This is a genomic window from Streptomyces sp. SudanB182_2057 (assembly GCF_964272715.1).
GTDB classification, from domain to species: domain Bacteria; phylum Actinomycetota; class Actinomycetes; order Streptomycetales; family Streptomycetaceae; genus Streptomyces; species Streptomyces rubradiris.
Window position 1 is genome coordinate 6,308,141 of sequence record NZ_OZ186798.1, and the last position, 24,832, is coordinate 6,332,972.

Here is a 24,832-nt window from a genome sequence, read left to right on the forward strand (position 1 = left end):
CGAGAACGGAGAACAGTCATGGCCCAAGCCGCAGCCGTGGCGAAACCGCCCGCGCCACCCCGGCGGCGCCGTGCCTCCGCCACCCCGCGCAGGCTGCCGTATCTGCTGATCGCCCCGGCGGCCCTGCTGATGCTGGGCTTCATCGCCTACCCGGTGCTCAGCGTCTTCTACTACAGCCTGCAGAACTACAACCCCACCAAGCCCTGGCGGAACGGATTCGCCGGCCTGGACAACTTCACCCAGGCCTTCGTCCACGACCCGCAGTTCTGGGACACCCTGACCTTCAGCGCCAAGTGGGTCGTGGTGGAAGTCGCGTTGCAGCTGCTGTTCGGTCTCGCCCTGGCGCTGATCGTCAACCAGACCTTCGTGGGCCGGGCGGTGGGCCGCGCGCTCGTCTTCTCGCCCTGGGCGGTCTCCGGCGTGCTGACCTCCGCGATCTGGGTGCTGCTCTACAACTCCCAGACCGGCATCAGCCGTTACCTCGCCGACGCGGGGCTGGGCTCGTACGGCACGAGCTGGCTGTCGGACACCTCCACGGTGTTCCCGGCGGCGGTGGTCGCCGACCTGTGGCGCGGGGTGCCGTTCTTCGCGATCCTCATCCTCGCCGACCTCCAGTCCGTCTCCAAGGACCTGTACGAGGCCGCCGAGGTCGACGGGGCGAGCCGGCTCAAGCAGTTCTGGCACATCACCCTGCCCCACCTGAAGGACGCCATCGTCCTGTCCACGCTGCTGCGCGCGGTGTGGGAGTTCAACAACGTCGACCTGCTCTACACCCTGACCGGCGGCGGCCCGGCCGGCGAGACCACCACCCTGCCGCTGTACATCGCCAACACGTCCGTCGACGCCCACAACTTCGGCTACGCCTCCGCCCTCACCACGGTGGCGTTCGTGATCCTGCTCTTCTGCTCGATCGTCTATCTGCGGCTGAGCAAGTTCGGAGGTGAGTCCAGGTGATCACCGAGATCGCTCCCGCTCCCGAGCGCACGGCGGCCGAGCCCGCCCGGCCCGGCGGGAAGCGCCGCGCCTGGGACGAGGTCCCGCGCTGGCAGATCTACGTCCCGCTGACCCTCTACCTGCTGTTCACCCTGATCCCCTTCTACTGGATCCTGCTCTTCGCGCTCCGCCCGGCCGGCTCCACCTCGCTGGTGCCCTGGCCGATGACCTTCGAGCACTTCGAGAAGGTGTGGACCGAACGCAGCTTCGGCACCTACTTCACCAACAGCGTCTACGTCGGCCTGGCCACCCTGGTGCTGACCACCGTCGTCGCGCTGGCCGGCGGTTACGCGCTGGCCCGCTTCGACTTCCGGCTCAAGCGCGGCTTCATGCTGGCGCTGCTGTGCTCGCAGTTCGTCCCCGGCGCGCTGCTGCTGGTGCCGCTGTTCCAGATCTTCGCCAACCTGCGCATGATCAACTCGCTGGGCAGCGTGGTCATCGCCGAGACCGTCTTCCAGCTGCCGCTGTCGATGATCCTGATCAGCGGGTTCATCCGGAACGTGCCCTACTCCCTGGAGGAGGCCGCCTGGGTGGACGGCTGCAACCGCCTGACCGGCTTCCGGATCGTGGTGCTGCCGCTGCTGCGGCCCGGCCTGATCGCCGTCGGCTCCTTCGCCTTCGTGCACGCCTGGAACCACTTCCTGTTCGCCCTGATGTTCCTCTCCGACCAGGGCAAGCAGACCATCCCGGTCGGCCTGAACACCCTGATGAGTGCCGACAGCGTCGACCTCGGAGCCCTGGCGGCGGGCGGCATCATCGCGGCCGTGCCCGTGGTGATCGTGTTCGCCTTCATCCAGAAGTGGCTGATCACCGGCTTCAGCGCGGGGGCGGTGAAGGGATGAGAGCGCGTCACCTCCTCCCGGCGGTGGCCCTGGCCGGCCTGTTCTGCCTGCCCGCCCACGCCGGCACGGCCCGGGACATCAGCCGCGACGTCCTCGCCGCCGACGACGGCTGGGCGGCGTACGGCACCGGCACCACCGGAGGCGCGGCGGCCGACGACGCGCACGTGTACACGGTGACCGACCGCGCCGGACTCGTCCGCGCCCTCGACGGCGGCAGCGACACCCCGAAGATCATCAAGATCGCCGGCACCATCGACGCCAACACCGACGACTCCGGCCGCCGGCTGGACTGCGCCGACTACGCCACCGGCGGTTACCGCCTGAAGGACTACCTGGCCGCCTACGACCCCCGCACCTGGGGCTCCGCCAGGCCCAGCGGGCCCCAGGAGGAGGCCCGGCGGGCCTCGGCGGCCCGGCAGGCCGAGCGCGTGCGGTTCACGATCGGCTCCAACACCACGATCGTCGGCCTCGGCCGCGCGGTGCTGAAGGGGGCGAGCCTCCAGGTCCGGAACGCGGACAACGTCATCGTCCGCGACCTCGAACTCCGCGACGCCTACGACTGCTTCCCCGTCTGGCAGCCCAACACCGGCGGCCTCGGCGACTGGAAGACCGCCTACGACACCCTCTGGCTGACCGGCGCCACCCACGTCTGGGTCGACCACGTCACCGCCTCCGACCAGGGCCACCCGGACGCGGAGGAACCCGCCTACTTCGCCCGCAACTACCTGCGCCACGACGGCCTGCTGGACATCACCGACGGCTCCGACCTGATCACCGTCTCCTGGTCCCGGTTCGCCGGCCACGACAAGGCGATGCTCATCGGCAACAGTGACACGGCCGCCGGGGACCGGGGCCGGCTCCGGGTCACCCTGCACCACAACCAGTTCGAGTCGGTCGTCCAGCGCGCGCCCCGGGTCCGCTTCGGCCAGGTGCACCTGTACGACAACCGGTACGTGGTCACCGCCGACGACGACTACCGCTACTCCCTCGGCGTCTCCACCGAGTCCGCCGTCTACGCGGAGAACAACGCCTTCCACACCCCGGCCCACGTCGAGGCCGCCGACCTGGTCAAGAGCTGGAACGGCAGCGCGCTGCACGCGAGCGGCACCCTGTTCAACAGCTATCCGGTCGATCTGCTCGCCCTCCACAACGCCTACAACTCCGGCGGCGAGCGGGACCTGACGGCGGACGTCGGCTGGACACCCGTCCTGCACGGGAGGATCGACAGCGCCGCCGTGGCCGACCGGGCCGTGGCGCGCGGCGCGGGCGCGGGGAGGATCCCGTGACCGTACCCGTCGTCCTCGCGGGCGCCCGCGGTCACGGCCGCTGGCACCTGGACAACATCCGCCGGCTCCAGGCCCGGGGCGTGGTCCGCCTCGCCGGGATCTGCGAACTGACCCCGCTCACCGGCGCGGAGATCCCCGACGGCCTGGGCACACCCGAGCAGTCCGCCGACCTCGGGGCGCTCCTGGACACCACCGGCGCGCGGATCGCCGTGATCTGCACGCCCATCCCGACCCACACCCCACTCGCCCTCACCGCCGCCGCGCGGGGCGTGCACCTGCTGCTGGAGAAGCCGCCCGCGCCCTCCTACGCCGAGTTCCGCCGCCTGGCCGACGGCGTCGCCGAGGCCCGGGTGGCCTGCCAGATCGGCTTCCAGTCGCTCGGCTCGCACGCGGTGCCCGCGATCCGGCGCCTGATCGCCGAGGGCGCCATCGGCACGGTCAAAGGGGTCGGCGCCGCCGGGGCCTGGGCCCGGGACGAGGCCTACTACCGGCGGGCCCCCTGGGCGGGCCGGCGGCGGCTGGACGGCGCCGACGTGGTCGACGGGGTGCTCACCAACCCCCTCGCGCACGCCGTCGCCACCAGCCTCGCCCTGCTCGGCACCACCCGCGCCGAGGACGTCACCGGCATCGAGACCGAGCTGCTGCGCGCCAACGCCATCGAGTCCGACGACACCTCCTGCGTCCGCGTGCACACCCCGCGCGGACCGGTCACGGTCGCCGCGACCCTGTGCGCCGAGCACCCCGGGGACCCGTATGTGCTGGTGCACGGCGACCGCGGCCGGATCACCTTCTGGTACAAGCAGGACCGGGTGCTGCTCCAGCGCTCCGGGCACGGCCCCGAGGAGACCGAGCACGGCCGCACGGACCTGCTGGAGAACCTGGCCGGCCACCTGGAGCACGGCACCGCGCTGCTGGTCCCGCCCGACGACACCGGCGCCTTCATGCGGGTCGTCGAGGCGATCCGCACCGCCCCCGACCCGGCACCCCTGCCGGACACCGCCTGGCGGTCGCTGCCGGACGAACGGCGCCGGATCGTGCCCGGCGTCGAGGGCTTGGTCGCGGCGGCGGCGGACACCCTCGCCCTCTACTCCGAACTGGGCGCCTCCTGGGCCCTGCCGAACGAGGTGAGCACCTGATGACATCCCCCGACAGCCTGGTCCTGTGGGCCGCGGGCCGCCCGGTCGGCCGCTACGTCACCCGGCCCGGCCTGCCCGCCCGGCTCGCCCCGCGCCCCTACCTGCACCCCGTCACCACCCTGGCCGGCACCCCGGTCACCGAGGTGAGCCCCGCCGACCACGTACACCACCTCGGTGTCGGTGTCGCCGTTCCCGACGTCGAGGGGCACAACTTCTGGGGCGGCCGCACCTTCGTGCGCGACCAGGGGCCGACCGAACTGGACAACCACGGCGTCCAGCGGCACACCGGCTTCCAGCTGTGCGACCCCGACGGCTTCGTGGAGGAGCTGCGCTGGGCTGCCGCCGGCACCGAGCTGCTGCGCGAGCGCCGCACGGTCGCGGCCACCGGGCTCACCGAGGCCGCCTGGGCGCTGGACTTCACCTTCTCCCTCACCAACGTCACCCCCGGCCCGCTGTCCTTCGGCAGCCCCGCCACCAACGGCCGGCCCGGCGCGGCCTACGGCGGCTTCTTCTGGCGGGCCCCCAAGGAGGCCGAGCCCCCCGAGGTCTACACCGCCGACCGGGAGGGCGAGGCCGAGGCGCACGGCACCCGCGCCGACTGGCTCGCGCTGGCCGGCGCCGGCTGGACGCTGGTCTTCGCCGGGGCCACCGAGGACACCCGCCGCGACCCCTGGTTCGTCCGGGCCGCCGAATACCCCGGCGTGGGCTCCTCGCTGGCGCACACCGAGCGGCTGACCGTCGCGCCCGGCGAGACCGTCGTGCGCCGGATCGTCACCGTCGTCGCCGACGGCCGCCCGGCCCGCGACGAGGTGGCCGCCCTGGTCCGCAGGGCGGTGGCCCAGTGACCGGCACCTACCGCAACCCGGTGCTGAACGCCGACTGGTCCGACCCGGACGTGGTCCGCGTCGGCGACGACTTCTACCTCACCGCCTCCAGCTTCGGCCGCGCCCCCGGACTGCCCCTGCTGCACTCCCGGAACCTGGTCGACTGGACCCTCGTCGGACACGCCCTCGAACGCCTGGAACCGGAGGAGGAGTACGCCCTGCCCCGGCACGACCGCGGGGTCTGGGCGCCGTCCATCCGGCACCACGACGACCGCTTCTGGATCTTCTGGGGCGACCCCGACCAGGGCGTCTTCCAGGTCAACGCGCCCGAGATCAGGGGCCCCTGGACCCGGCCGCATCTGGTCAAGGCGGGCAAGGGCCTGATCGACCCGTGCCCGCTGTGGGACGACGAGACCGGCGAGGCCTACCTCGTGCACGCTTGGGCCAAGTCCCGCTCCGGCGTCAAGAACCGCCTCACCGGCCACCGGATGCACCCCGACGCCACCTCGCTGCTCGACGAGGGCAAGGTCATCATCGACGGCGACCGCATCCCCGGCTGGTTCACCCTCGAAGGGCCCAAGCTCTACCGGCACGACGGCTGGTTCTGGATCCTCGCCCCCGCCGGGGGAGTGGAGACCGGCTGGCAGGGCGCGTTCCGCTCGCGCGGGTTCTTCGGACCGTACGAGGAGCGGATCGTGCTGGAGCAGAAGGACACCGACGTCAACGGCCCCCACCAGGGCGGCTGGGTGCGCACCGCGGCCGGCGAGGACTGGTTCCTGCACTTCCAGCAGCGCGGCCCCTACGGCAGGGTGGTCCACCTCCAGCCGATGCGCTGGGGCAGGGACCACTGGCCGGTCATCGGGGACGAGGGCGCCCCCGTCGCCGTACACCGCAGGCCCGCGCTGCCGGCGCAGCCGCCCGCCGCGCCCGCCACCGACGACGACTTTCCCGGCGGCCGGTACGGCCGGCAGTGGCAGTGGACCGCCAACCCCGGCGACGGCTGGGCCACCCAGCACTCCGGGGACGGGCTGCGGCTGACCTGCGTCCGCTCGGCCGACGCCCACGACCCGCGGAAACTGCCGAACGTGCTCACCCAGCGGCTGCCCGGACTGCCGAGCGCGGTCGAGGCCGAGCTGCGGCTGGACGCCGGCGAGCCGGGTGCCCGCGCGGGACTCGTGGTGCTCGGGGACGCCTTCTGCTGGATCGGGCTGGAGCGTGGCGCCGACGGCATGGTGCGGCTCGTGCACCGGTTCGCGGAGGCGGTCGCCGAGCGGGAGCGCGACGCCGGGGTGCCGTGCGTCGCGCCCGAGGGCCGGGCGCGGCTGCGGATCGAGGCCGGACCCGGGGCGCGCTGCCGGTTCTCCTACGACGTCGGGGACGGTTTTTGCCCCTCCGGTCCGGTCTTCGCGGCCACGCCCTGGCGCTGGGTCGGCGCCCTGCTCGGCCTGTTCGCCACCGCGCCCGAGGGACCCGGGCACGCGGGCTCGGCGACCTTCGCCCGGTTCCGGATCACGCCCCTGTAGCCGCCCGAGAAGCCCTGTTGGGAGCCGCGATGACGCACATCCCCGGCAAGCGCCTGCCCCGCCCGGGCGCCGTCCTGGCCGCGACGTCGCACCGCCCCCACACCCCCTGTCCCCGCACGAACCAGCAGAAGAGAGCCGACCAATGAAGAGCAGCATCCGCAGAAGCAGGCGCGCCGCCCTGGCCGTGGCCCTGGGCTCCGCCCTCGCGCTGACCGCCACCGCCTGCGGCGACGACGGCAGCGGCAGCGCGGGCGGGAAGGGCGACGAGGGCTCCGGCACGGGCACGATCACCTTCTGGGACAACAACGGCGGTGTCCGCACCGACATCTGGAAGGAGATCATCGCCGACTTCGAGCACAAGTACCCCGACATCAAGGTCGAGTACGTCGGCGTGCCCGCCGCGAGCGCGCAGTCCAAGTACGACACCGCCATCCAGGGCGGCGGCCTGCCGGACGTCGGCGGCGTCGGCACGGCGATGCTGGCCGAGGTCGCCGCGCAGGGCGCGCTGGAGCCGCTGGACGAGCGGCTCGCCGGCAGCCCGCTCAAGGGCAGGCTCAACGCCAAGTTCCTGGAGAGCGTGAAGGCGGCCGGCGGGGACGGCAGGACGTACACCGTGCCGACGTCCGCGAACAACGGCACGCTGTGGTACCGCACCGACCTGTTCCGCGCGGCCGGGCTGGAGCCGCCGACCACCTGGACGAAGTTCTACAAGGCCGCCGACAAGCTCACCGACAAGGGCAAGAACGCCTTCGGGTACACCATCCGCGGCGGTGACGGCTCCATCGCCCAGGCCCTGGACGCGATGTACGGGCAGAGCGGGATCACGTCCTTCTGGAACGGCGACAAGACCACCGTCAACGACCCGAAGAACGTGGCCGCGCTGGAGAAGTACACCGGCCTGTACAAGAAGAACACCCCGTCCGCCGACGTCAACAACGACTTCACCAAGATGGTCGCCCAGTGGGACTCCGGCACCATCGGGATGCTCAGCCACAACCTGGGCTCCTACGCCGACCACGAGAAGGCGCTGAAGGGCAGGTTCCGGGGCATTCCCAGCCCGACCCTGGACGACGGGACACGGGTGCAGGTCTCCAACCCGGTCGACGGGCTCGCCCTGTTCAAGTCCGGCGAGAACAAGGCCGCCGCCTGGAAGTTCATCGAGTTCGCCGCCTCCCACGAGGCCAACAGCAAGTGGAACGAGTCGGCCGGGTCGGTGCCGGCCAACACGGAGGCCGCGCGTGACGCCTGGGTGCGGGCGAACGAGCCGGCGAAGCTGGCGGCCGAGGCGCTGGACGGGGCCGGCACGAAGATCGTGCAGCTGCCGTACTACCTGCCCGACTGGAACACCATCTCCAAGGCCGACAACGAGCCGAACTTCCAGAAGGTGCTGCTCGGCAAGATGAGCGCCAAGGAGTTCCTGGACCTGCTGGCCGATCAGCTCAACAAGGCCCAGCAGGACTGGAAGGAGAACCACTGAGGTTCCGGGTGGTCGCGGTGGTGGGGAGCCGCCGCCCGGTCACGGGCCGGTCGCGCGGTTCCCCGCGCCCCTTGTCGGACAACGTATGTGAAAGGCGCAGGTTGTGTCCCTTACGCGCAGACAGGTCACGTCCGCCGCTGTCGCCGCCGTCCCCTTGGCCGGGCGGTCCGGGAAAGAGGCGCGGACCCTCTACATCGCCGGTGATTCGACGGCCGCCCAGAAGTACGCCGACGCCGCTCCTGAGACCGGCTGGGGCATGGCACTGCCCTTCTTCCTCCACAAGGACCTGACGGTCGCCAACCACGCGGTCAACGGCCGGAGTTCGAAGAGCTTCGTCGACGAGGGCCGGCTGGACGCCGTCCTCGCCGTGATCCGGCCCGGGGACCTCCTGGTCGTCCAGTTCGGGCACAACGACGAGAAGGCCACCGACCCCACCCGCTACACCGAGCCGTGGACGTCGTACCAGCGGTATCTGCGGCTGTACTTGGACGGCGCCCGGTCCCGGGGCGCCCGGCCCGTCCTCGCCACCTCCGTGGAGCGCCGCCGGTTCGGCCCCGACGGCACCGCCCAGCCCACCCACGGCGACTATCCGGCGGCCATGCGGGCGCTCGCCGAGGCGGAGCGGGTCCCGCTGCTCGACCTCCAGGCGCTGTCGCTCGCGCTGTGGCAGCGGCTCGGGGCGGAGGGGACGAAGACCTACTTCAACTGGACCGCCACCGAGCAGGACAACACGCACTTCAACCCGCCGGGCGCCCTCGCCGTGGCGCGGCTCGTGGCGCGCGAGCTGCTGCGCACCCGGGTACTGGCCCGCCGCGACGTCCGCCGGCTGGACGAGGACGTCCCGGCGTCCTGGATCACCTGGCCGGACGCCCCCGCGTCCTGACGCGCCACCGAGTCACCCCTGTCACCGAGCCGTCGGGCAACCGAGCCACCGATTCATCGAGCCACCGAGCCATTGAGGAGAGCCGCACAGTGCGTACACAGAGATGTCATGGACGGGTCATGAGTGCACTGGTGGGCGCCACCGCCCTCGTCCTCGCCGTCACCGGCACCGCGTCCGCGCACCCCGCCCACCACCCCGGCCCCGACCGGCAGGTGCTCCCCGCCCGGGACGGCTGGGCCGCGTACGGCACCGGGACGACCGGCGGGGCCGCCGCCGACCCCGCGCATGTGTACACCGTCACCACCTGGGAGCAGTTCAAGGCCGCCCTCGCCGACGGCGGCAGCGCGCCGAAGATCGTCCGGGTGCAGGGCACCCTCGACGCCGACGGCCCGGGCTGCGACTCCTTCGCCGTGCCCGGCTACGACTTCGCCGCCTATCTGAAGACCTATGACCCGGCGGTGTGGGGCCGCACCAGGACCCTCGACGCCGAGCCCGACGACAGCCCCGAGGGCCTGCGCCGCGCCTCCGCCGCCCGCCAGGACGCCTCCATCAAGGCGGCCGTCCCCGCCAACACCACCATCGTCGGCGTCGGTCGCGACGCCGGGTTCAAGGGCGCCAGCCTCCAGATCAAGGGCGTCGACAACGTCATCGTGCGCAACCTCGCCTTCGAGAGCCCCCTCGACTGCTTCCCGCAGTGGGACCCGACCGACACCGCCGACGGCAACTGGAACTCCGAGTACGACAGCGCCGTGGTGCACGGCTCGACCCATGTGTGGATCGACCACGACACCTTCACCGACGGCGACCACCCGGACAGCTCCCTGCCGTCGTACTACGGCCGGACCTACCAGCGGCACGACGGCGAGCTGGACGTCGTCAAGGGCTCCGACTACGTCACCGCCTCCTGGAACGTCTTCGAGGACCACGACAAGACGATCCTCATCGGCAACAGCGACAGCGCGGCCACCGCCGCCGTCGACCGCGGGCACCTGAAGGTCACCTTCCACCACAACCTGTTCCGGAACCTGGTCGAGCGGGCCCCGCGCGTCCGCTTCGGGCAGGTGGATTCCTACAACAACCACTTCGTCGCCGGTGACGGCTACTCCTACACCTACGGCATCGGCATGGAGTCCCAACTCGTGGCCGAGCACAACGCGTTCACCCTGCCGGACGGCGTCCGGGCCGGTTCGGTGCTGAAGAAGTGGAAGGACGCGCCGGTCACCGCCGCCGACAACTACGTCAACGGCCGGCCGGTGGACCTCCTCGCCGTCCACAACGCCGAGGTGCCCGGCGAGACCCTCCGGTCGGGGGCCGGCTGGACGCCTGAGCTGCGTACCCGGGTCGACCGGCCGCGGGCCGTCCCCGGCATCGTCGGCCGCCACGCGGGCGCCGGACGCCTGCGCTGACCCGTTCCCGGCCGGGGCGCCCCCGCCCCGGCCGCCCGAGAGGGAGGACTCCCATGACCCTGACCAGAAGGGCCCTGCTCACCGCGGGCACCGGCGCCGCCGCCGCGCTCGCCCTGACCCCGGCCCCCGCACACGCCCGCACCCGCCCGTTCGGCCGTCACGGCTCCCCGGACCGCCGCCGCACCCCGGGCACCCTGTACGTCGACCCGCACGGCCGGGGCGACTTCACCTCCGTCCAGGCCGCGGTGACCGCCGCCACCGGCACCGGCCGGACCCTGGTCATCGCGCCCGGCACCTACCGCGAGACGGTCGCCGTCGACGCCGGCCGTACGGAGATGACCTGGATCGGCGCCTCCGGGGACCCGCGGGACGTGGTGATCGTCTACGACAACGCGGCCGGCACCCCCAAGCCCGGCGGCGGCACCCACGGCACCAGCGGCTCGGCCACGACCACCGTCCAGGCCGACGGGTTCACCGCCCGCTGGATCACCTTCGCCAACGACTGGCTGCGCGCCGGCCACCCCGGCACCACCGGCACCCAGGCCGTCGCCCTCAAGGCACAGGGCGACCGGAACGCCTTCTGGCACTGCCGCTTCCTCGGCCACCAAGACACCCTGTACGCCGACTCCACCGCCCTGTCCGTCTTCGCCCGGCAGTACTACGCCCACTGCCACATCGAGGGCGACGTCGACTTCGTCTTCGGGCGGGCCACCGCCGTGTACGAGCACTGCCGCTTCCGCACCCTGGACCGTACCGACCTGTCCGCCCCGCCCTACGGCTTCGTCTTCGCGCCCTCCACCGCCCGGGCCAACCCGCACGGCATGCTCGCCGTGCGCTGCCGGTTCACCTCCGGCGCGGCCGACGGGGCGTACAAGCTGGCCCGGCCGTGGGTGCCGTCGAGCGAGACCACGGCCCGGCCCGCGCTGGTCGTCCGGGACAGCGTCATCGGGCCCGGCATCGACCCGGTGGCTCCTTACGCCGACATGCGGGAGGCCTACCCCTGGCAGTCCATGCGCTTCGGCGAGTACCGCAACTCCGGTCCGGGCGCGGTGGTCACCGTTCCGGCCAACCGGCCCCAGCTCACCGACGCCGAGGCGGCGTCGCACACCCCGGCCGCCTACCTCGGCGACTGGCGCCCGAGGAAAGCGGATCGTATATCGATCGGGTAACAGGGCTCGCACTCTCGATGTGATGCGCGTAGACAGTCTCCGACCTGGTACATCACTCTCATCCACCGGATCGGAGAACCATGCGGAAGTCCCTCAGGGCCCTCGCGGCCGGCGCCGCCTGTGCCGTCGCCGGCGCGGCGCTGTACGGCGCGGGCCCGGCCACCGCCGGCCAGTCGACCGCCAACTCCACCCACGAGCCGTACAACATCGGCCAGTTGGTGAAGGACATCGACGCCTACTACGGCACCACCCTCGACGCCAAGGGCGTCTACCAGGCGTCCCCGGACAGCCCGTACGCCCGGGACCTGGCGCGGATAGACGCCGACGCCAAGAGCTACATCGACAAGGCCGCCCGCAAGGCCCACCACCGGGGCGAGAAGCCGGCCGTCGTCTTCGACATCGACGACACGCTGCTGCTCAGCCTGGACTACGAGAAGCGCACCAACTACACCTACGACGACGCCGACTGGAACGCGTACGTCGACCGGGCCGACCGCCCGGCCGTCTTCGGCAGCCCGGAACTGGTGCGCTACGCCGACGCCAAGGGCGTCGAGGTCTTCTACAACACCGGTCTGGGCGAGGCCCGCCGTGCCGCCGCGGTGGCGAACCTGAAGAAGGTCGGCGCCGACGTCAACCTCGACACCGCCCACATGTTCCTCAAGGACAAGGCCAACCCGCCGGCCTACCTGAAGGGCTGTGCCACCCCGGGCAACTGGAAGTGCACCACGGTCCAGTTCAAGTCCGCCACGCGCAAGCACATCGAGCAGGACCTCGGCTACGAGATCATCGCCAACTTCGGCGACCAGTACTCGGACTTCGGGGGCGGCTACGCCGACCGCACCTACAAGCTGCCGAACCCGACGTACTTCGTCTCCTGACGTCCGGGCCCGCGGGCCTCAGGAGCGGTCGTGCGGGGCGAAGTCGCCGGTCACCGTGTAGGTGTGCCCGGCGGCGGCCCCCGTCATGACATAGCCGTCGTCCTTGGCGTCCCGCCCCCCGCGGGCGTGGTCGTACTGCCCGGCGAACACCCACTCGCCCGCCGGTACCGTACGCCCCGGCTTGAGCGTCCAGGTGTAGACGACGAACCCGTCCCGCTCCACGACGCCCTGGGCGAAGTCCGCCTCGGGCAGCGAGCGCCAGGCGCCCGTGGAGGTCACCCCGCCGGTCTGGGCGATCCTCAGCTCGACGGTGAGCGACCTAAGCGGCACGGACGTCTTCAGGGTCAGATTGCTCTGCGCCCAGAAGTCGTTGCTGTGCGGGTCCACCGAACCGTCCGACCACAGGGGGCCGTTCCGTTCGGCGCGGGCCGGCGGCGGAACGGCCGGGGCGCTGGTCCCGGGAGTGGCGGAGGAGGGCGAGGAAGGGGAGGAGGAGGGTGTGCGGGACGGCCCGCCGCCGGTCTCGCCGGGCGCCGGGCGCGTCGGGGGAGCGGGGGCTGCCGGGGCCGTGGAGCGCTCCGGTGCCGCGCTGGGCGTCGGTGACACCGCCGCCGACCGCCGGGCCGGCGGTTCGTCCCGGACGGCGGACGCCACCGCGTAGCCCCCGACCGCGAGCACACCGGCCACCGCGGCCGTCGCGGAGGCCACCCGCAACCAGCCCGCCACCGGCGGGCGCACGGCCCGGTGGCCGGGGCCGGACGGCTCGGCCATGCCGCGCTCCACCCGGGCCAGGATGCGCGCGCGGTCCGGTTCGTGGGCGCCGGCCGCCTCGTGCAGCCGGGCGCGCAGCTCGTCGTGCACGTCCTGCCGCCTCATCGGTTCCTTCCTCCGCTCTCGCCGCCCCGGGCCGCCATCGCCGCGCGCACCCGCCGCGGGTCGCCCTGCGGGCCGAGCAGCCGCTGGAGTTCGGCCATGCCCTTGGACGTCTGGCTCTTAACCGTACCCACCGAGATCCCCAGCGCGAGCGCGGTGTCCTTCTCGGACAGGTCGAACGCGTGCCGGAGCACCACACACGCCCGTTTCCGGAACGGCAGCCCGCGCAGGGCCTCCTGGACGTCCACCACACCGGCGACGTCCGGGTTCTCGGTCCGCTCCTCGCCGCGCGGCCAGAACAGCGCGATCCGCCGCCGCTCGCGCACCGCGCCGCGGATGCGGGTACGGGCCAGGTTGGCGACCACGCCCCGCGCGTACGCCACCGGCCGGTCGGCGGCGCGCACCCGGTCCCAGCGGTGCCACAGCGCCAGCAGCGCGTCCGCCGCCAGGTCGTCCGCGGCGTCCGCCTCGCCGGTCAACAGGTGGGCGAGCCGGGACAGTTCGGCGTAGTGCCGTTCGAAGAAGGCATGGAACTCCACGGAGGCGGCGTCGTCGACGACTGTGCCCACGGGTGACCTCTTCTCGATGCGCGCTCTGGAGGCGAGTGTCATGTGAATGACATGCGAGGGTCCAGGGAGGCCCGGACGGAGATCCGGAAGCGTAGCAGTGATCGTTTACGTGTTCTCGTACGGGGGGTCGGACACCGTATGACCGACCGAACCTACTGAGGGAACACGGAAACGATCCGAAAAGGGTTCACCAAGAGGGGAGAAGGAGGGGGAATCCGCGCCGGACGAGCCGGGGGAGTGGGTGGCGCCCCGCCCCCTGCCGGGGCGCCACGGGCGGTGCTACTTCAGTGCCGCCTGCATCATGGCCCGCGCCACCGGCGCCGCCAGGCCGTTGCCGCTCACCTCGGAGCGGGCCGCGTCGGACTGCTCCACCATGACCGCGACGGCCACCTCCTTGCCGTTGGCGTCCGACTTGCCGTAGGAGGTGAACCAGGCGTACGGCGTCTTGCTGTTGTTCTCGCCGTGCTGAGCGGTACCGGTCTTGCCGCCGACGGTCACCCCGTCGATCAGCGCGTTCGTGCCCGTACCGTCCTTCACCACCGTCTCCATCGCCGACTGGAGCTGCTCGGCGGTGCCGGCGCTGATGATCTCCGAGGTGTCGGTGTCGTCGTCGTAGTCCTTCAGCACGTCACCGCCGCTGTCGGTGATCCGCGAGACCATGTGCGGCGAGACCAGCTTGCCGCCGTTGGCTATGGCCGCGGACACCATGGCCATCTGGAGCGGGGTGGCCGTGACGTCGAACTGGCCGATGCCCGACAGGGCCGTCTGCGCCTTGTCCATGCCGGAGGGGTAGACGCTCGGGTAGGCGCGCACCGGCACGTCCTGCTCGCCGTCGTTGAAGCCGAACTTCTCGGCCATCTCCTTGACCTTGTCCTGTCCCAGCTCGACGGCCATGTGACCGAAGACGTTGTTGCAGGAGTAGCGCAGGGCGACCCGGATGGAGGCGTTCTCGCACGGCGCCGACTTGTTCTCGTTCTCCAGCGGCCGCACCGTGCCCGGCATGATGTACGGGTCGGGGCTGTCGGTGGGCTGGTCCACGTTCTCGTACAGCCCGTCCTCCAGCGCCGCCGCGGCGACGACCAGCTTGAACGTCGAGCCCGGCGGCAGCGGCTGGCGCAGCGCGCGGTTGGTGAGCGGCTTGTCCTCGTCCGCGTTGAGCGCCTTCCACGCCTTGCCCGCGGTGTTCGCGTCGGTGAGCGTGGAGGGGTCGTACGACGGCGTCGAGACCGCCCCGAGGATCTTCCCGGTCTTCGGGTCGATCGCGACGGCCCCGCCCTTCTTGTCGCCCAGCGCGCGATAGCCCGCCTTCTGCACGGCCGGGTCGATCGTCGTGAGCACGTTGCCCGGTTCGGGGCGCTCGCCGGTGACGGTGTCCATCACCGTCTTGAGCTTGGTGTCCGTGCCGTTGAGCAGGTCCGTGTAGATGCCCTCCAGCTGGGTGGGGGCGTAGGCCTGCGAGGCGTAGCCCGTCACCGCCGCGTACAGCTCGCCGTCCGTGTACGTGCGCTTGTACGCGAGATCGCTTCCCTTCGTCCGCGCGGAACCGGTGATCGCCTCCCCGGCCACGATGATGTTCCCCAGGGGACGCGAGTACGTCGCGATCACGTTCCGCCGGTTGTCCTTGTCGTCCGCGAGGGCCTGGCCGTCGTAGAACTGCAGCCATGTCGCCCTGACCAGCAGGGCGAGCACGAGCAGCAGCGCGAAGACGGACGCCCGCCTGATCGTCTTGTTCATCCCGCACGGAAGACGACCGGACCGGTGCCGATCGTTCCCGTACGCCCCGCTTTTTCATCCGGCTCTCAGGAAGCGGCGGCCCGAGGGCGGCCGTCCGGCCCGCCCTCCAGCACCAGCACGACCTCCTCGATCTCCCGGCCCCGCGCGTTCGCGAACCCCCGGGCGCGGGCCGTCTCCCGGAAGCCGCACTTGGCCAGCACGCGCAGCGAGCCCGTGTTGTCGGCCGCCGCCCGGGCGTACAGCGGGCGTTCGGGGACCTCGGTGAGCAGGGCCCGCAGCGCGGCCGTCGCCACGCCCCGGCCCCAGTACGCGCGGCCGATCCAGTACGACACCTCGCGCTCGCCGGCCTCCCCGTACACCAGCGCGTTGCCCGCCACGGCCCCGTCGGCCAGGACCGTGCGCAGGACGGCGCGGCCGGCGCGCAGGCGCCGCCAGTACGCCGCGAAGGATTCCGGACCGGTGGCGCCCTCCGGCCCGAAGGCGGCCATCCGGACGGCCTCCGGGTCGGTCATCTGGCGGCGGAACACCGGCACGTCGCTGTCCCGGACGGCGCGCAACGCGATCTCCATGCGACCGAGCCTAGGCGCGCCGTCCCACGACGGCATACCTCAGCCCGGCCGGCTCACAGCCGGCGGGTCGCCAGCGTCAGCCGGTCGCGCGCGTCGAACAGCGCGTCCTTGATCATCTGCTCGTGGGCCGGGGTCAGCCGGGCCACCGGGACCGAGCAGCTGATGGCGTCCCGGGCGGGCGTGCGGTAGGGAATGGCCACGCCGAAGCAGCGCAGGCCCAGCGTGTTCTCCTCGCGGTCGACCGCGAAGCCCTGCTCCCGGACCTGGCGCAGCTCCTCGATGAGCCGCTCCCGGTCGGTGATGGTGTGCTCGGTGAGCGCGGGCAGCGTCTCCGGCAGCAGCTTGCGCACCTGCTCGTCGGTGTAGGTGGCGAGGATCGCCTTGCCGAGGGAGGTGGAGTGGGCGGGCAGCCGGCGGCCGACCCGGGTGAAGGGGCGCAGGTAGTGCTGGGACTGGCGGGTGGCCAGGTAGACCACGTTGGTGCCGTCGAGCCGGGCGAGGTGGATGGTCTCCGTGGTGTCGTCGGAGAGCCGGTCCAGGGTCGGGCGGGCGGCGGCCACCACCTCGTCGCCGTCGATGTAGGAGGTGCCCACGAGCAGCGCCCGCACCCCGATGCCGTACCGCGTGCCCGTGGCGTCCGTCTCCACCCAGCCCAGCTCCACCAGTGTGCGCAGCAGCATGTACAGGCTGGACTTGGGATAGCCCACGGCCTCCTGGACGGCCGCGAGGGAGTGCATGCCGGGCCGGCCGGCGAAGTACTCGAGCAGTTCCACGGTCCGTACCGCGGACTTGACCTGCGCCCCGCCCCCTGCGTCGCCTGCCGTCATCGCCCTTGACCCCTTCGTTCGACGAGGACCTGAGATATATAGTCTCCGAGCAGCGTTCATCATCAGAGACAGTGTTCAGTATATCGAACGCGGCTGATGGGTGACGCACAGGTTCAATCAGTGCGGCCTTTTGGAGGGACCCGCGGTGGCAGCAGCACCAGTCTGGAGTGTCGACCCGCGCACCGGGAAGCAGCGCGAACAGGTTGCGGCCGAGGCCACAGCCCAGGAGGTGGACGCGGCCGTCCGGGCGGCGCACGCGGCGCGCGAGGCGCTCGCCGACCGCGCCGTCCGCGCCGCCTTCCTGCGCTCGGCCGCCGCGGGCCTGGACGCGGCCCGGGACCCCCTGGTCGACACCGCCGACGCCGAGACCGCCCTCGGCCAGGTCCGGCTGGCCAGCGAACTCGCCCGTACCGCCTACCAGTTGCGGGCCTTCGCGGACATCGTCGACGAGGGCGCCTTCCTGGACGTCGTCATCGACCACCCCGACGCCACCGCGACCCCGCCCGTGCCGGACCTGCGGCGCTACAAGGTGCCGCTCGGCGTCGTCGCCGTCTACTCCGCCTCCAACTTCCCCTTCGCCTTCTCCGTCGCCGGCGGCGACACCGCGAGCGCGCTCGCCGCGGGCTGCCCCGTCGTGGTCAAGTCCCACCCCGACCACCCGGCGCTGTCCGAGCGGGTCGCCGAGGTGCTGCGCCGGGCCGCCACCGAGCACGGCATCCCCGAGGGCGTCGTCGGCCTGGTGCACGGCTTCCAGGCGGGCATCGAACTGATCAAGCACCCGCTGGTCGCCGCGGCCGGCTTCACCGGCTCCGTCCGCGGCGGCCGGGCGCTGTTCGACGCCGCCGCCGCGCGCCCGGTGCCGATCCCGTTCCACGGCGAACTCGGCTCGCTGAACCCGGTCCTGGTGACCGAGGCCGCCGCGGCCGAGCGGGCCGAGGAGATCGGCGGCGGACTCGCCGGGTCGATGACCCTCGGCGTCGGCCAGTTCTGCGTCAAGCCCGGCCTGGTGCTGGTGCCCTCCGGCGGGGCCGGCGACCAGCTGGTGAAGTCGCTGGCCGACGCCGTCGCCGGCACCGACGCCGGAGTCCTGCTCGACCACCGCATGCGGGACAACTTCATCGCCGGTGTGGCCGAACGCGCCGAGCTGCCCGACGTGGACGCGCCCGTCACCCCGGGCGAGGGCGGCGAGCACACCGTCAGCGCGGGCTTCCTCACCGTGCCGGCGGCCAGGCTCACCGAGGAGGGCGACCACGACCTGCTCCTGGAGGAGTGCTTCGGGCCGGTCACGGTGGTGGCCCGCTACGCCGACGAGCAGGAGGCCAAGGCCGTCCTGTCCCGGCTCCCGGGCAACCTCACGGCGACGGTCCAGCTCTCCTCGGGGGAGGCCGCGGGCCAGGGCCGGGGACCGGAGCTGCTCGCCGAACTGACCCCGCTGGCCGGGCGGGTCCTGGTCAACGGCTGGCCGACCGGGGTGGCCGTGGCACCGGCCCAGCACCACGGCGGGCCCTACCCGGCGACCACCTCCACCTCGACCTCCGTGGGCGGCACCGCCATCGAGCGGTGGCTGCGGCCGGTCGTCTACCAGAACTCGCCCGAGGCACTGCTGCCGGCCGAGCTGAAGGACGACAACCCCCTCGGCCTGCCCCGGCGGTTCAACGGACGGCTGGAGCGGTAGCCCGCCGGGCCGGGTGGTTCAGCGGGCGGGCGTAGCGGCAGCCCGGCCGCCCCGGTGGTTCAGCGGGCGGCCGGAGCGGTGACCCGGCGGCAGCCCAGCAGGAACGTCACGGCGAGCAGGGCCGCCGCCACGGTCAGGCTCGCCCGCAGTCCGGCGGCGAAACCGCCGTCCACCAGGGCACCGAACACCGCGATCCCGAGCCCGCCGGACACCTGCCGGGCCGCGTTGAGCACGCCGGCGGCCACCCCCGTCCGCTCGGCCGGCACGGCGTCCAGCAGCACGGTGGTCAGGGCCGGGATGGCCAGCGCGACGCCGACGGCCATCGGCACCAGCAGCACGGCCACCACCGCGGCCGGGGTCCCGGCGTCCACGGTGAACAGGGCCAGCAGGCCCGCCACCGCGAGCGCCTGACCGGTCAGCAGCGGCACCCGGGCGCCGTAGCGCCCCGCGAGCCGGCCCGCCACCACGTTCGTCCCCGCGATCAGCCCCGTCATCGGCAGGAACAGCAGCCCGGCGGCGAGCGCCGAACGGCCCTGCACCTGCTGGAAGAACAGCGAGAACACGAAGACCATCCCGTAGAACGCCACGCTGGACGCCGACCCGGTGGCCACGGCCAGCCGCACCGTCCGGTCGCGGAACAGGCCGAGCGGCACCACCGGGTGCGGTCGCCGCGTCTCGATCCGTACGAACGCGACGGCGGCGGCCACGGCCACGGCACCGGAGACGAGGCCCGCCGTACCGCCCTCGATCACCGCGAACGTCAGCGCGGTCAGGGCGAGCACGGCCGTCGCCTGGCCCGGCACGTCCAGCGGCGCCGGGCGGCGCGCCGAACGGGGGGCGCGCACCAGCAGGACCAGCGCGGCCACGCCCAGCGGCAGGTTGACGAAGAAGATCGCCCGCCAGTCCCACCAGGTGGTCAGCACCCCGCCCGCCACCGGACCGAGGGCCAGCGCCGTCGAGCTGCCCGCCGCCCAGGTGGCCACCGCCCGGCCGCGCCGGGCCGGATCCGGGTAGGCCTGGCGCACCAGGGCCAGCGAGGCGGGCAGCACCACGGCCGCCGCCACCCCCTGCACCGTTCGCGCGCCGATCAGCGCCGGCAGGCCCGGTGCCAGCCCGCAGGCCGCCGAGGCGAGCGTGAACACCGTGATGCCCAGGGCGTACGCGCGACTCGCCCCCGCGCGGTCCGCGAAGGCGCCCGTGGACAGCATGAGCGCGGCCAGGGCGAGGGTGTAGGAGTCCACCACCCACTGGAGGCCGGACATCCCGCCGCCGAGGGAGGAGCCGATCGCCGGGAGGGCGACGGTCACGATGGTCGAGTCCAGGGTGATCAGGGCGGTCCCGAGGATGGCCGCCACGAGGGTGAGCACCGGCGCGGCGCCCTTTTCCTCCTGTTGGCCGGTCAGTTCGGGGCTGGTCAGAGTCTTTCCGTTCGGCATGCGGCCATGGTGCTGATCATTTCCGGCCTACAGTAGTGACCTGAATGCCATGCATCCGGAGGTTCTGGCCATGCTGCGTGTCGCCGTCGTCGCGTCCCCGCCCGTGTCGATGTTCAACCTCGCCATCCCCGAGCTGCTCCTCGACAAGGTGCGGGTCGACGGCGAGCCGGGCTACGAGGTCGTGATCTGCGCGCCCGAGCCCGGCCCCATGCCCACCACCGGCACGCTGGACCTGTACGTGCCGCACGGCCTGGAGGCGCTGCGCGAGGCGCACACCGTGATCGTCGCGGGCACCGGCCGGCCCCTGTCGCCGGACCCGCGGGTGGTGGAGGCGCTGCGCGAGGCCGCGGCGGCGGGCAAGCGCATCGCCTCCATCTGCTCCGGCGCCTTCTCGCTCGCCGAGGCGGGCCTGCTCAAGGGCCGCAAGGCCACCACCTACTGGGCGCTGGCCGGGGAGCTGCGCCGCCGCCACCCCGACATCGACCTCCAGGGTGACGTCCTGTTCGTCCAGGACGGCCCGTTCCTCACCGCCTCCGGCTACGCCGCCGGGATCGACCTGTGCCTGCACATCGTCCGCACCGACTACGGCGCCGCCGTCGCCAACGAGGTCGCCCGGCTCGCCCTGGTCGCCCCGGTCCGGCCCGGCGGGCAGACCCAGTTCACCCAGACCCCGCTGCCGCCCGAGCGCGGCACCGCCTGCGCCGACACCCGCGGCTGGGCGATGCGCAACCTGGACAAGCCGCTCACCCTGACCGACCTGGCCCGGCACGCCGGTGTCTCGGTGCGCACCCTCACCCGCCGGTTCCAGGCCGAGAGCGGGGTCAGCCCGTTGCAGTGGCTGCTGCACCAGCGCATCGAGCGGGCCAAGGAGCTGCTGGAGACCACCCGGCTGCCCATGGACCAGGTGGCCGCCGCCTGCGGCCTGGGCACCGCCGACTCCCTGCGCGCCCACCTGGTCCGCCGCACCGGCCTCACCCCGAGCGCGTACCGCGCCCAGTTCAGCAGGCACGGCCACCCGACCGGGTCCGGCACGCCCGCCGTGGCCTGAGGGCGGGAAGACCCCCGGTCTGGGGCCAGGGCACCGACCTGTCCCGGCACAGCCGCGAACACCTCGCCGTCGCCGCCGAACCGACCGGCCGCCCAAGCGCGGCGCCCGACGGGGAGACCCCGGCCGAACGCCTCGTAGCAGGCCGCCGCCCGCCGGCCCCCGAAGCGGCCGGCCGGAGGGCCGCCCGCGCTGTTCTGCCAGTGGCAGAACACCGGCCGGACCGGGCTCGCCGATCACTACCGTCCGTCTCATGACGACGATGACGACGATGACGACGCGTACGGTCGAGTATCAGGCCGACGGTTTGACGATGACCGGGCACCTCGCGCTCCCGGCCGGTACCGGCCCCCGGCCCGCGGTGCTGGTCGGGCCCGAGGGGACGGGGCTCAGCGACGTCGAGCGCCGCCGGGCCGACGCGCTCGCCGAACTGGGATACGTGGCCTTGGCCTTCGACCTCCACGGCGGACGCTATCTGGACGACCCCGAGGAGATGCTGGCCCGCTGCCTGCCGCTGCTCGCCGACCCCGACCGGATGCGGGACATCGGCCACGCGGCGCTCGACGTGCTGCGCGCCGAACCGCGCACCGACCCCGACCGGATCGCCGCCGTCGGCTACGGCACCGGCGGCGCGATCGCGCTGGAACTCGGGCGTGACGGCGTCGACCTGCGCGCGATCGCGACGGTCAACGGGCTGATCACCGGCCGGCCGGGCGAGGCGGCGCGCATCCGCTGCCCGGTGTGGGCCGGGGTCGGTTCGGAGGACCCGATCATGTCGCCCGCGCAACGGGACGCGTTCACCGCCGAGATGCGGGCAGCGGGCGTCGACTGGCGTCTCACGGTCTACGGCGGCGCCCTGCACGCCTTCCACCACCCGCCGGTCGGCCACACCGTGCGCCCCGGCGTCGGCCACCACCCGCGGCACGCGCGGCGCGCCTGGCAGGACGTCGTCGGCCTGCTCGGCGAGTGCCTGCCCGTGACGGAGTGATCCGGTCGGTCCGGACTCAGGGCCGTGACCGTCGCCGATGGCGCCGGGCAGGGCCGGCCCGGCGTGGGCCGTGACCGAGGCCGGCCGGGAATGCCAGAGGCTGCTTGAACGTTCAGGTACTTGGCCCGGGGAGGTTCCCCACGGCCGTACGACCTGGAAAGAGAGCCGGAAGACATGCGCGTCGAGATCTGGAGCGACATCGCCTGCCCCTGGTGTTACGTGGGCAAGGCCCGCTTCGAGAAGGCGCTGGCTGCCTTCCCGCACCGCGCCGAGGTGGAGGTGGTGCACCGCTCCTTCGAGCTGGACCCGGGCCGTGCCAAGGGCGACGTGCAGCCGGTGATCACCATGCTGACCAGGAAGTACGGCATGAGCGAGGCCCAGGCCCAGGCCGGCGAGGACAACCTCGGCGCCCAGGCCGCCGCCGAGGGCCTGGACTACCGCACCCGGGACCGCGACCACGGCAACACCTTCGACATGCACCGCCTGCTGCACTTCGCCAAGGAGCACGGCCGGCAGGACGCGCTGATCCAGGTCCTCTACTGGGCCAACTTCGCCGAGGAGCGGTCCGTCTTCGCCGAGGGCGACGAGCGCCTGGTGGAGCTGGCCGCCGAGGCCGGACTGGACGCCGGGGCCGCCCGCGCGGTGCTCGCCGACCCGGACGCCTACGCCGACGAGGTACGCGCCGACGAGCGCGAGGCCGTCCAGCTCGGCGCGACCGGCGTGCCGTTCTTCGTCCTGGACCGCAAGTACGGCGTCTCCGGCGCCCAGCCCGCCGAGGTCTTCACCCAGGCGCTGTCCCAGGCGTGGGGCGAGCGCTCCCCGCTGCTGCCGGTCGGCCAGGGCGACGGCGACGCCTGCGGCCCGGACGGCTGCGCGGTCCCGCGACAGGACTGAGACGGGCGGGCGGCGCTGACGGAACCCGCAGGTCATGGGCCTCGTATAAGTGTTTCTGATGGTTACCACGTGAAATCGCGCAATGGACGGGCGGATGCGGGGGCCGCAGAGTGGTCCCATGCAGACCACGGAGACCTTCGACCGCCTCGTCCGCGCCGAGTTCCGGCCCCGGGGCGCCTACCTCAACACCGCGAGCAACGGCCTGCTGCCGGCCCGTACCGTCGCCGCCCTGAACGAGGCGGCGCTGCTGCGGGCCGAGGGCCGGCCGCTGACCGCGCTGCACGAGGACGTGGAGGCGAGCCGGGCCGCCTTCGCCCGGCTCGCCGGCGTCCCGGCCACCCGGGTCGCGGCCGGCGCCTCGGTCGCCGCGCACACCGGGGTGATCGCCGCCGCGCTGCCCGCGGGCGCCGAAGTCCTCACCGCCGAGGACGACTTCACCTCCGTGCTCAACCCGTTCCACGTCCGCGGCGACCTCAAGGTCCGCACGGTCCCGCTGGAGCGGATCGCCGAATCGGTCCGGCCGGGCACCGCGCTCGTGGCGGTCAGCGCCGCGCAGTCCGCCGACGGCCGGCTCGCCGACCTGCCCGCCCTGCGCGAGGCCGCCCGCGCCCACGGCGCCCGCACCTACGTCGACTTCTCGCAGTCCGCAGGCTGGCTGCCCTTCGACGCGGACGCCTACGACTTCACCGCGTGCGTCGCCTTCAAGTGGCTGCTGGGCCCGCACGGCGCCGCCTTCCTGACCGTGCCCGAGGACTTCGGCGGACTCACCCCGCTGCTCGCGGGCTGGGTCGCGGCCGAGCACCCGTGGGACAGCTGCTACGGCCCGGTGGCCGAACTCGCCCACTCTGCGCGGCGGTTCGACCTCACCCACGCCCTGTTCACCTTCGCCGGACTGCGCCGGTCCCTCGAACTCGTCGAGGAACTGGGCGTGCCGGTGATCCACGCCCACGACACCGCGCTCGCCGACCGGTTCCGTACGGGGCTCGCCGCGCTCGGCCACGAACCGGTGCCGGCCCCCGGCTCGGCGATCGTCTCGGTGCCTCAACTGGGCGCCCGGCAGCAGGAGTTGAGCGCGGCGGGCATCGAGGTATCCGACCGCGCGGGCAACCTGCGCGCGGCCTTCCACCTCTACAACACGCCCGAGGACGTGGACCGCCTGCTGGCCGCGCTGTCCGCCTGACCGTCCCGGTCCTCCCGCGCGGCCGACGCGCACAGATTGGCCTCGACCCGGCCGAGCAGCGCCAGCAGCTGCCCGCGCTCGGCGGGCGTCAGCCCGGCGAAGCTCTCCTCCTCCAGCGCGCTCCACAGTCGCGCCACCTCGTCCAGCAGCCGCGCCCCGGACTCCGTGGCCTCCACGAGCACCGCGCGCCGGTCCGCCGGGTCCGGCAGCCGCCGCACATGGCCGGCCTGCTCCAGCCGCTGGAGCATCTTCGTCACCGTGGACGGGTCCAGCCCGAGCAGCCGGATCAGCTCCGACTGCCGGGCCGGGCCGCGCTCCCACAGGTGCATCATCACCAGTTCCTGGCCCGGGTAGAGGCCGAGCCCGCGCAGCAGTCCGGCGGCGGCCGTGCGGTGCAGCCGGGCCACCCGGCTCAGCGCGTGCCCGACCGGACCGCCCCGGGCGGCGGCGGGCAGCTCGCCGCGCGAGTGCCGGGCGGCGTCCGCCGTCGCCGGGTCGTTGCTGGCGTCCATGGGTGGCTCCCGCGCTGCTCGTAGATCCCGTCCGTACGGTCCCGAAGCGTACTCACCGACATTTGATTGGTCGACCAATTAATGGGTTAAGGTGTCCATGTCGAGCTACTTGG

The 24,832-nt window shown here is 73.0% G+C and carries 23 protein-coding genes; 16 read left to right on the plus strand and 7 right to left on the minus strand.

Annotated elements, in window-relative coordinates; all coding sequences use genetic code 11:
- Positions 1-18 precede the first annotated feature (18 nt).
- The 11 genes from ACSURM_RS27965 (at position 19) to ACSURM_RS28015 (ending at position 12,417) form a co-directional block, all read left to right on the plus strand.
- A complete protein-coding gene (locus tag ACSURM_RS27965; protein ID WP_436958560.1) occupies positions 19-954 on the plus strand; it encodes a carbohydrate ABC transporter permease in 936 nt (311 codons plus the stop codon).
- On the plus strand, positions 951-1,835 hold the full coding sequence (locus ACSURM_RS27970) for a carbohydrate ABC transporter permease (RefSeq protein ID WP_436958561.1): 885 nt from the start codon (positions 951-953) through the stop codon (positions 1,833-1,835). The genes ACSURM_RS27965 and ACSURM_RS27970 overlap by 4 nt, the downstream gene beginning before the upstream one ends.
- The gene (locus ACSURM_RS27975) at positions 1,832-3,121 is read left to right on the plus strand and encodes a pectate lyase family protein (protein ID WP_436958562.1); all 1,290 of its coding nucleotides are present in this window, start codon (positions 1,832-1,834) and stop codon (positions 3,119-3,121) included. The genes ACSURM_RS27970 and ACSURM_RS27975 overlap by 4 nt, the downstream gene beginning before the upstream one ends.
- Positions 3,118-4,257 carry a Gfo/Idh/MocA family protein gene (locus ACSURM_RS27980; protein WP_436958563.1) on the plus strand — a complete coding sequence of 380 codons (1,140 nt, stop codon included), beginning with the start codon at positions 3,118-3,120 and terminating at the stop codon, positions 4,255-4,257. Before ACSURM_RS27975 ends, ACSURM_RS27980 begins: the two co-directional genes overlap by 4 nt.
- Positions 4,257-5,102: a PmoA family protein gene (locus ACSURM_RS27985; RefSeq protein WP_436958564.1), complete on the plus strand. Its 846-nt coding sequence runs from the start codon at positions 4,257-4,259 to the stop codon at positions 5,100-5,102. Before ACSURM_RS27980 ends, ACSURM_RS27985 begins: the two co-directional genes overlap by 1 nt.
- Complete coding sequence (locus ACSURM_RS27990; protein WP_436958565.1) at positions 5,099-6,604, plus strand: glycoside hydrolase family 43 protein; 1,506 nt, start codon at positions 5,099-5,101, stop codon at positions 6,602-6,604. Before ACSURM_RS27985 ends, ACSURM_RS27990 begins: the two co-directional genes overlap by 4 nt.
- Before the next feature lie 142 nt (positions 6,605-6,746).
- Complete coding sequence (locus ACSURM_RS27995; protein WP_436958566.1) at positions 6,747-8,081, plus strand: ABC transporter substrate-binding protein; 1,335 nt, start codon at positions 6,747-6,749, stop codon at positions 8,079-8,081.
- A gap of 103 nt (positions 8,082-8,184) precedes the next feature.
- Positions 8,185-8,964, plus strand: a complete 780-nt coding sequence (locus ACSURM_RS28000) for a rhamnogalacturonan acetylesterase (protein WP_436958567.1) — start codon at positions 8,185-8,187, stop codon at positions 8,962-8,964.
- 89 nt (positions 8,965-9,053) lie between these two features.
- On the plus strand, positions 9,054-10,370 hold the full coding sequence (locus ACSURM_RS28005) for a pectate lyase family protein (RefSeq protein WP_436958568.1): 1,317 nt from the start codon (positions 9,054-9,056) through the stop codon (positions 10,368-10,370).
- Positions 10,371-10,423: 53 nt separating this feature from the next.
- Positions 10,424-11,539 (plus strand): pectinesterase family protein, encoded by a 1,116-nt coding sequence (locus tag ACSURM_RS28010; protein WP_436958569.1) that lies wholly within the window; start codon positions 10,424-10,426, stop codon positions 11,537-11,539.
- Positions 11,540-11,619: 80 nt separating this feature from the next.
- A complete protein-coding gene (locus tag ACSURM_RS28015) occupies positions 11,620-12,417 on the plus strand; it encodes an HAD family acid phosphatase (protein WP_436958570.1) in 798 nt (265 codons plus the stop codon).
- Positions 12,418-12,435: 18 nt separating this feature from the next.
- On the opposite strand, the gene ACSURM_RS28020 is transcribed toward ACSURM_RS28015, so the two are convergent.
- From ACSURM_RS28020 to ACSURM_RS28040, 5 genes are all read right to left on the minus strand, one after another.
- Positions 12,436-13,293: a hypothetical protein gene (locus ACSURM_RS28020; RefSeq protein WP_436958571.1), complete on the minus strand. Its 858-nt coding sequence runs from the start codon at positions 13,291-13,293 to the stop codon at positions 12,436-12,438.
- Positions 13,290-13,859, minus strand: a complete 570-nt coding sequence (locus tag ACSURM_RS28025) for a SigE family RNA polymerase sigma factor (protein WP_436958572.1) — start codon at positions 13,857-13,859, stop codon at positions 13,290-13,292. Before ACSURM_RS28025 ends, ACSURM_RS28020 begins: the two co-directional genes overlap by 4 nt.
- Before the next feature lie 279 nt (positions 13,860-14,138).
- The gene (locus ACSURM_RS28030; protein WP_436958573.1) at positions 14,139-15,593 is read right to left on the minus strand and encodes a peptidoglycan D,D-transpeptidase FtsI family protein; all 1,455 of its coding nucleotides are present in this window, start codon (positions 15,591-15,593) and stop codon (positions 14,139-14,141) included.
- Positions 15,594-15,658: 65 nt separating this feature from the next.
- Positions 15,659-16,162 carry a GNAT family N-acetyltransferase gene (locus ACSURM_RS28035; protein WP_436958575.1) on the minus strand — a complete coding sequence of 168 codons (504 nt, stop codon included), beginning with the start codon at positions 16,160-16,162 and terminating at the stop codon, positions 15,659-15,661.
- Between the two features lie 53 nt (positions 16,163-16,215).
- On the minus strand, positions 16,216-16,989 hold the full coding sequence (locus ACSURM_RS28040; protein ID WP_189998125.1) for an IclR family transcriptional regulator: 774 nt from the start codon (positions 16,987-16,989) through the stop codon (positions 16,216-16,218).
- Between the two features lie 145 nt (positions 16,990-17,134).
- Between ACSURM_RS28040 and ACSURM_RS28045 the strand changes: the two genes are divergently transcribed.
- Positions 17,135-18,664, plus strand: a complete 1,530-nt coding sequence (locus tag ACSURM_RS28045) for an aldehyde dehydrogenase (NADP(+)) (RefSeq protein WP_436958576.1) — start codon at positions 17,135-17,137, stop codon at positions 18,662-18,664.
- Between the two features lie 59 nt (positions 18,665-18,723).
- Here ACSURM_RS28045 and ACSURM_RS28050 read toward each other — a convergent pair whose 3' ends face one another.
- Positions 18,724-20,100, minus strand: a complete 1,377-nt coding sequence (locus tag ACSURM_RS28050; RefSeq protein ID WP_436958577.1) for an MFS transporter — start codon at positions 20,098-20,100, stop codon at positions 18,724-18,726.
- 49 nt (positions 20,101-20,149) lie between these two features.
- Between ACSURM_RS28050 and ACSURM_RS28055 the strand changes: the two genes are divergently transcribed.
- The 4 genes from ACSURM_RS28055 to ACSURM_RS28070 all read left to right on the plus strand — a co-directional run bounded on the left by ACSURM_RS28055 (position 20,150) and on the right by ACSURM_RS28070 (position 24,207).
- Positions 20,150-21,148, plus strand: a complete 999-nt coding sequence (locus ACSURM_RS28055; protein ID WP_436958578.1) for a GlxA family transcriptional regulator — start codon at positions 20,150-20,152, stop codon at positions 21,146-21,148.
- A 259-nt stretch (positions 21,149-21,407) separates the two neighbouring features.
- Positions 21,408-22,133 (plus strand): dienelactone hydrolase family protein, encoded by a 726-nt coding sequence (locus tag ACSURM_RS28060; protein ID WP_436961199.1) that lies wholly within the window; start codon positions 21,408-21,410, stop codon positions 22,131-22,133.
- Positions 22,134-22,307: 174 nt separating this feature from the next.
- On the plus strand, positions 22,308-23,027 hold the full coding sequence (locus ACSURM_RS28065) for a DsbA family oxidoreductase (protein ID WP_436958579.1): 720 nt from the start codon (positions 22,308-22,310) through the stop codon (positions 23,025-23,027).
- Positions 23,028-23,145: 118 nt separating this feature from the next.
- Positions 23,146-24,207, plus strand: coding sequence for an aminotransferase class V-fold PLP-dependent enzyme (locus tag ACSURM_RS28070; RefSeq protein ID WP_436958580.1), 1,062 nt, complete (start codon positions 23,146-23,148; stop codon positions 24,205-24,207).
- Here the strand turns inward: ACSURM_RS28070 and ACSURM_RS28075 are convergent.
- Positions 24,156-24,719 (minus strand): MarR family winged helix-turn-helix transcriptional regulator, encoded by a 564-nt coding sequence (locus ACSURM_RS28075; protein ID WP_436958581.1) that lies wholly within the window; start codon positions 24,717-24,719, stop codon positions 24,156-24,158. The two genes, ACSURM_RS28070 and ACSURM_RS28075, sit on opposite strands and share 52 nt — an antisense overlap.
- Positions 24,720-24,832: the final 113 nt, after the last annotated feature.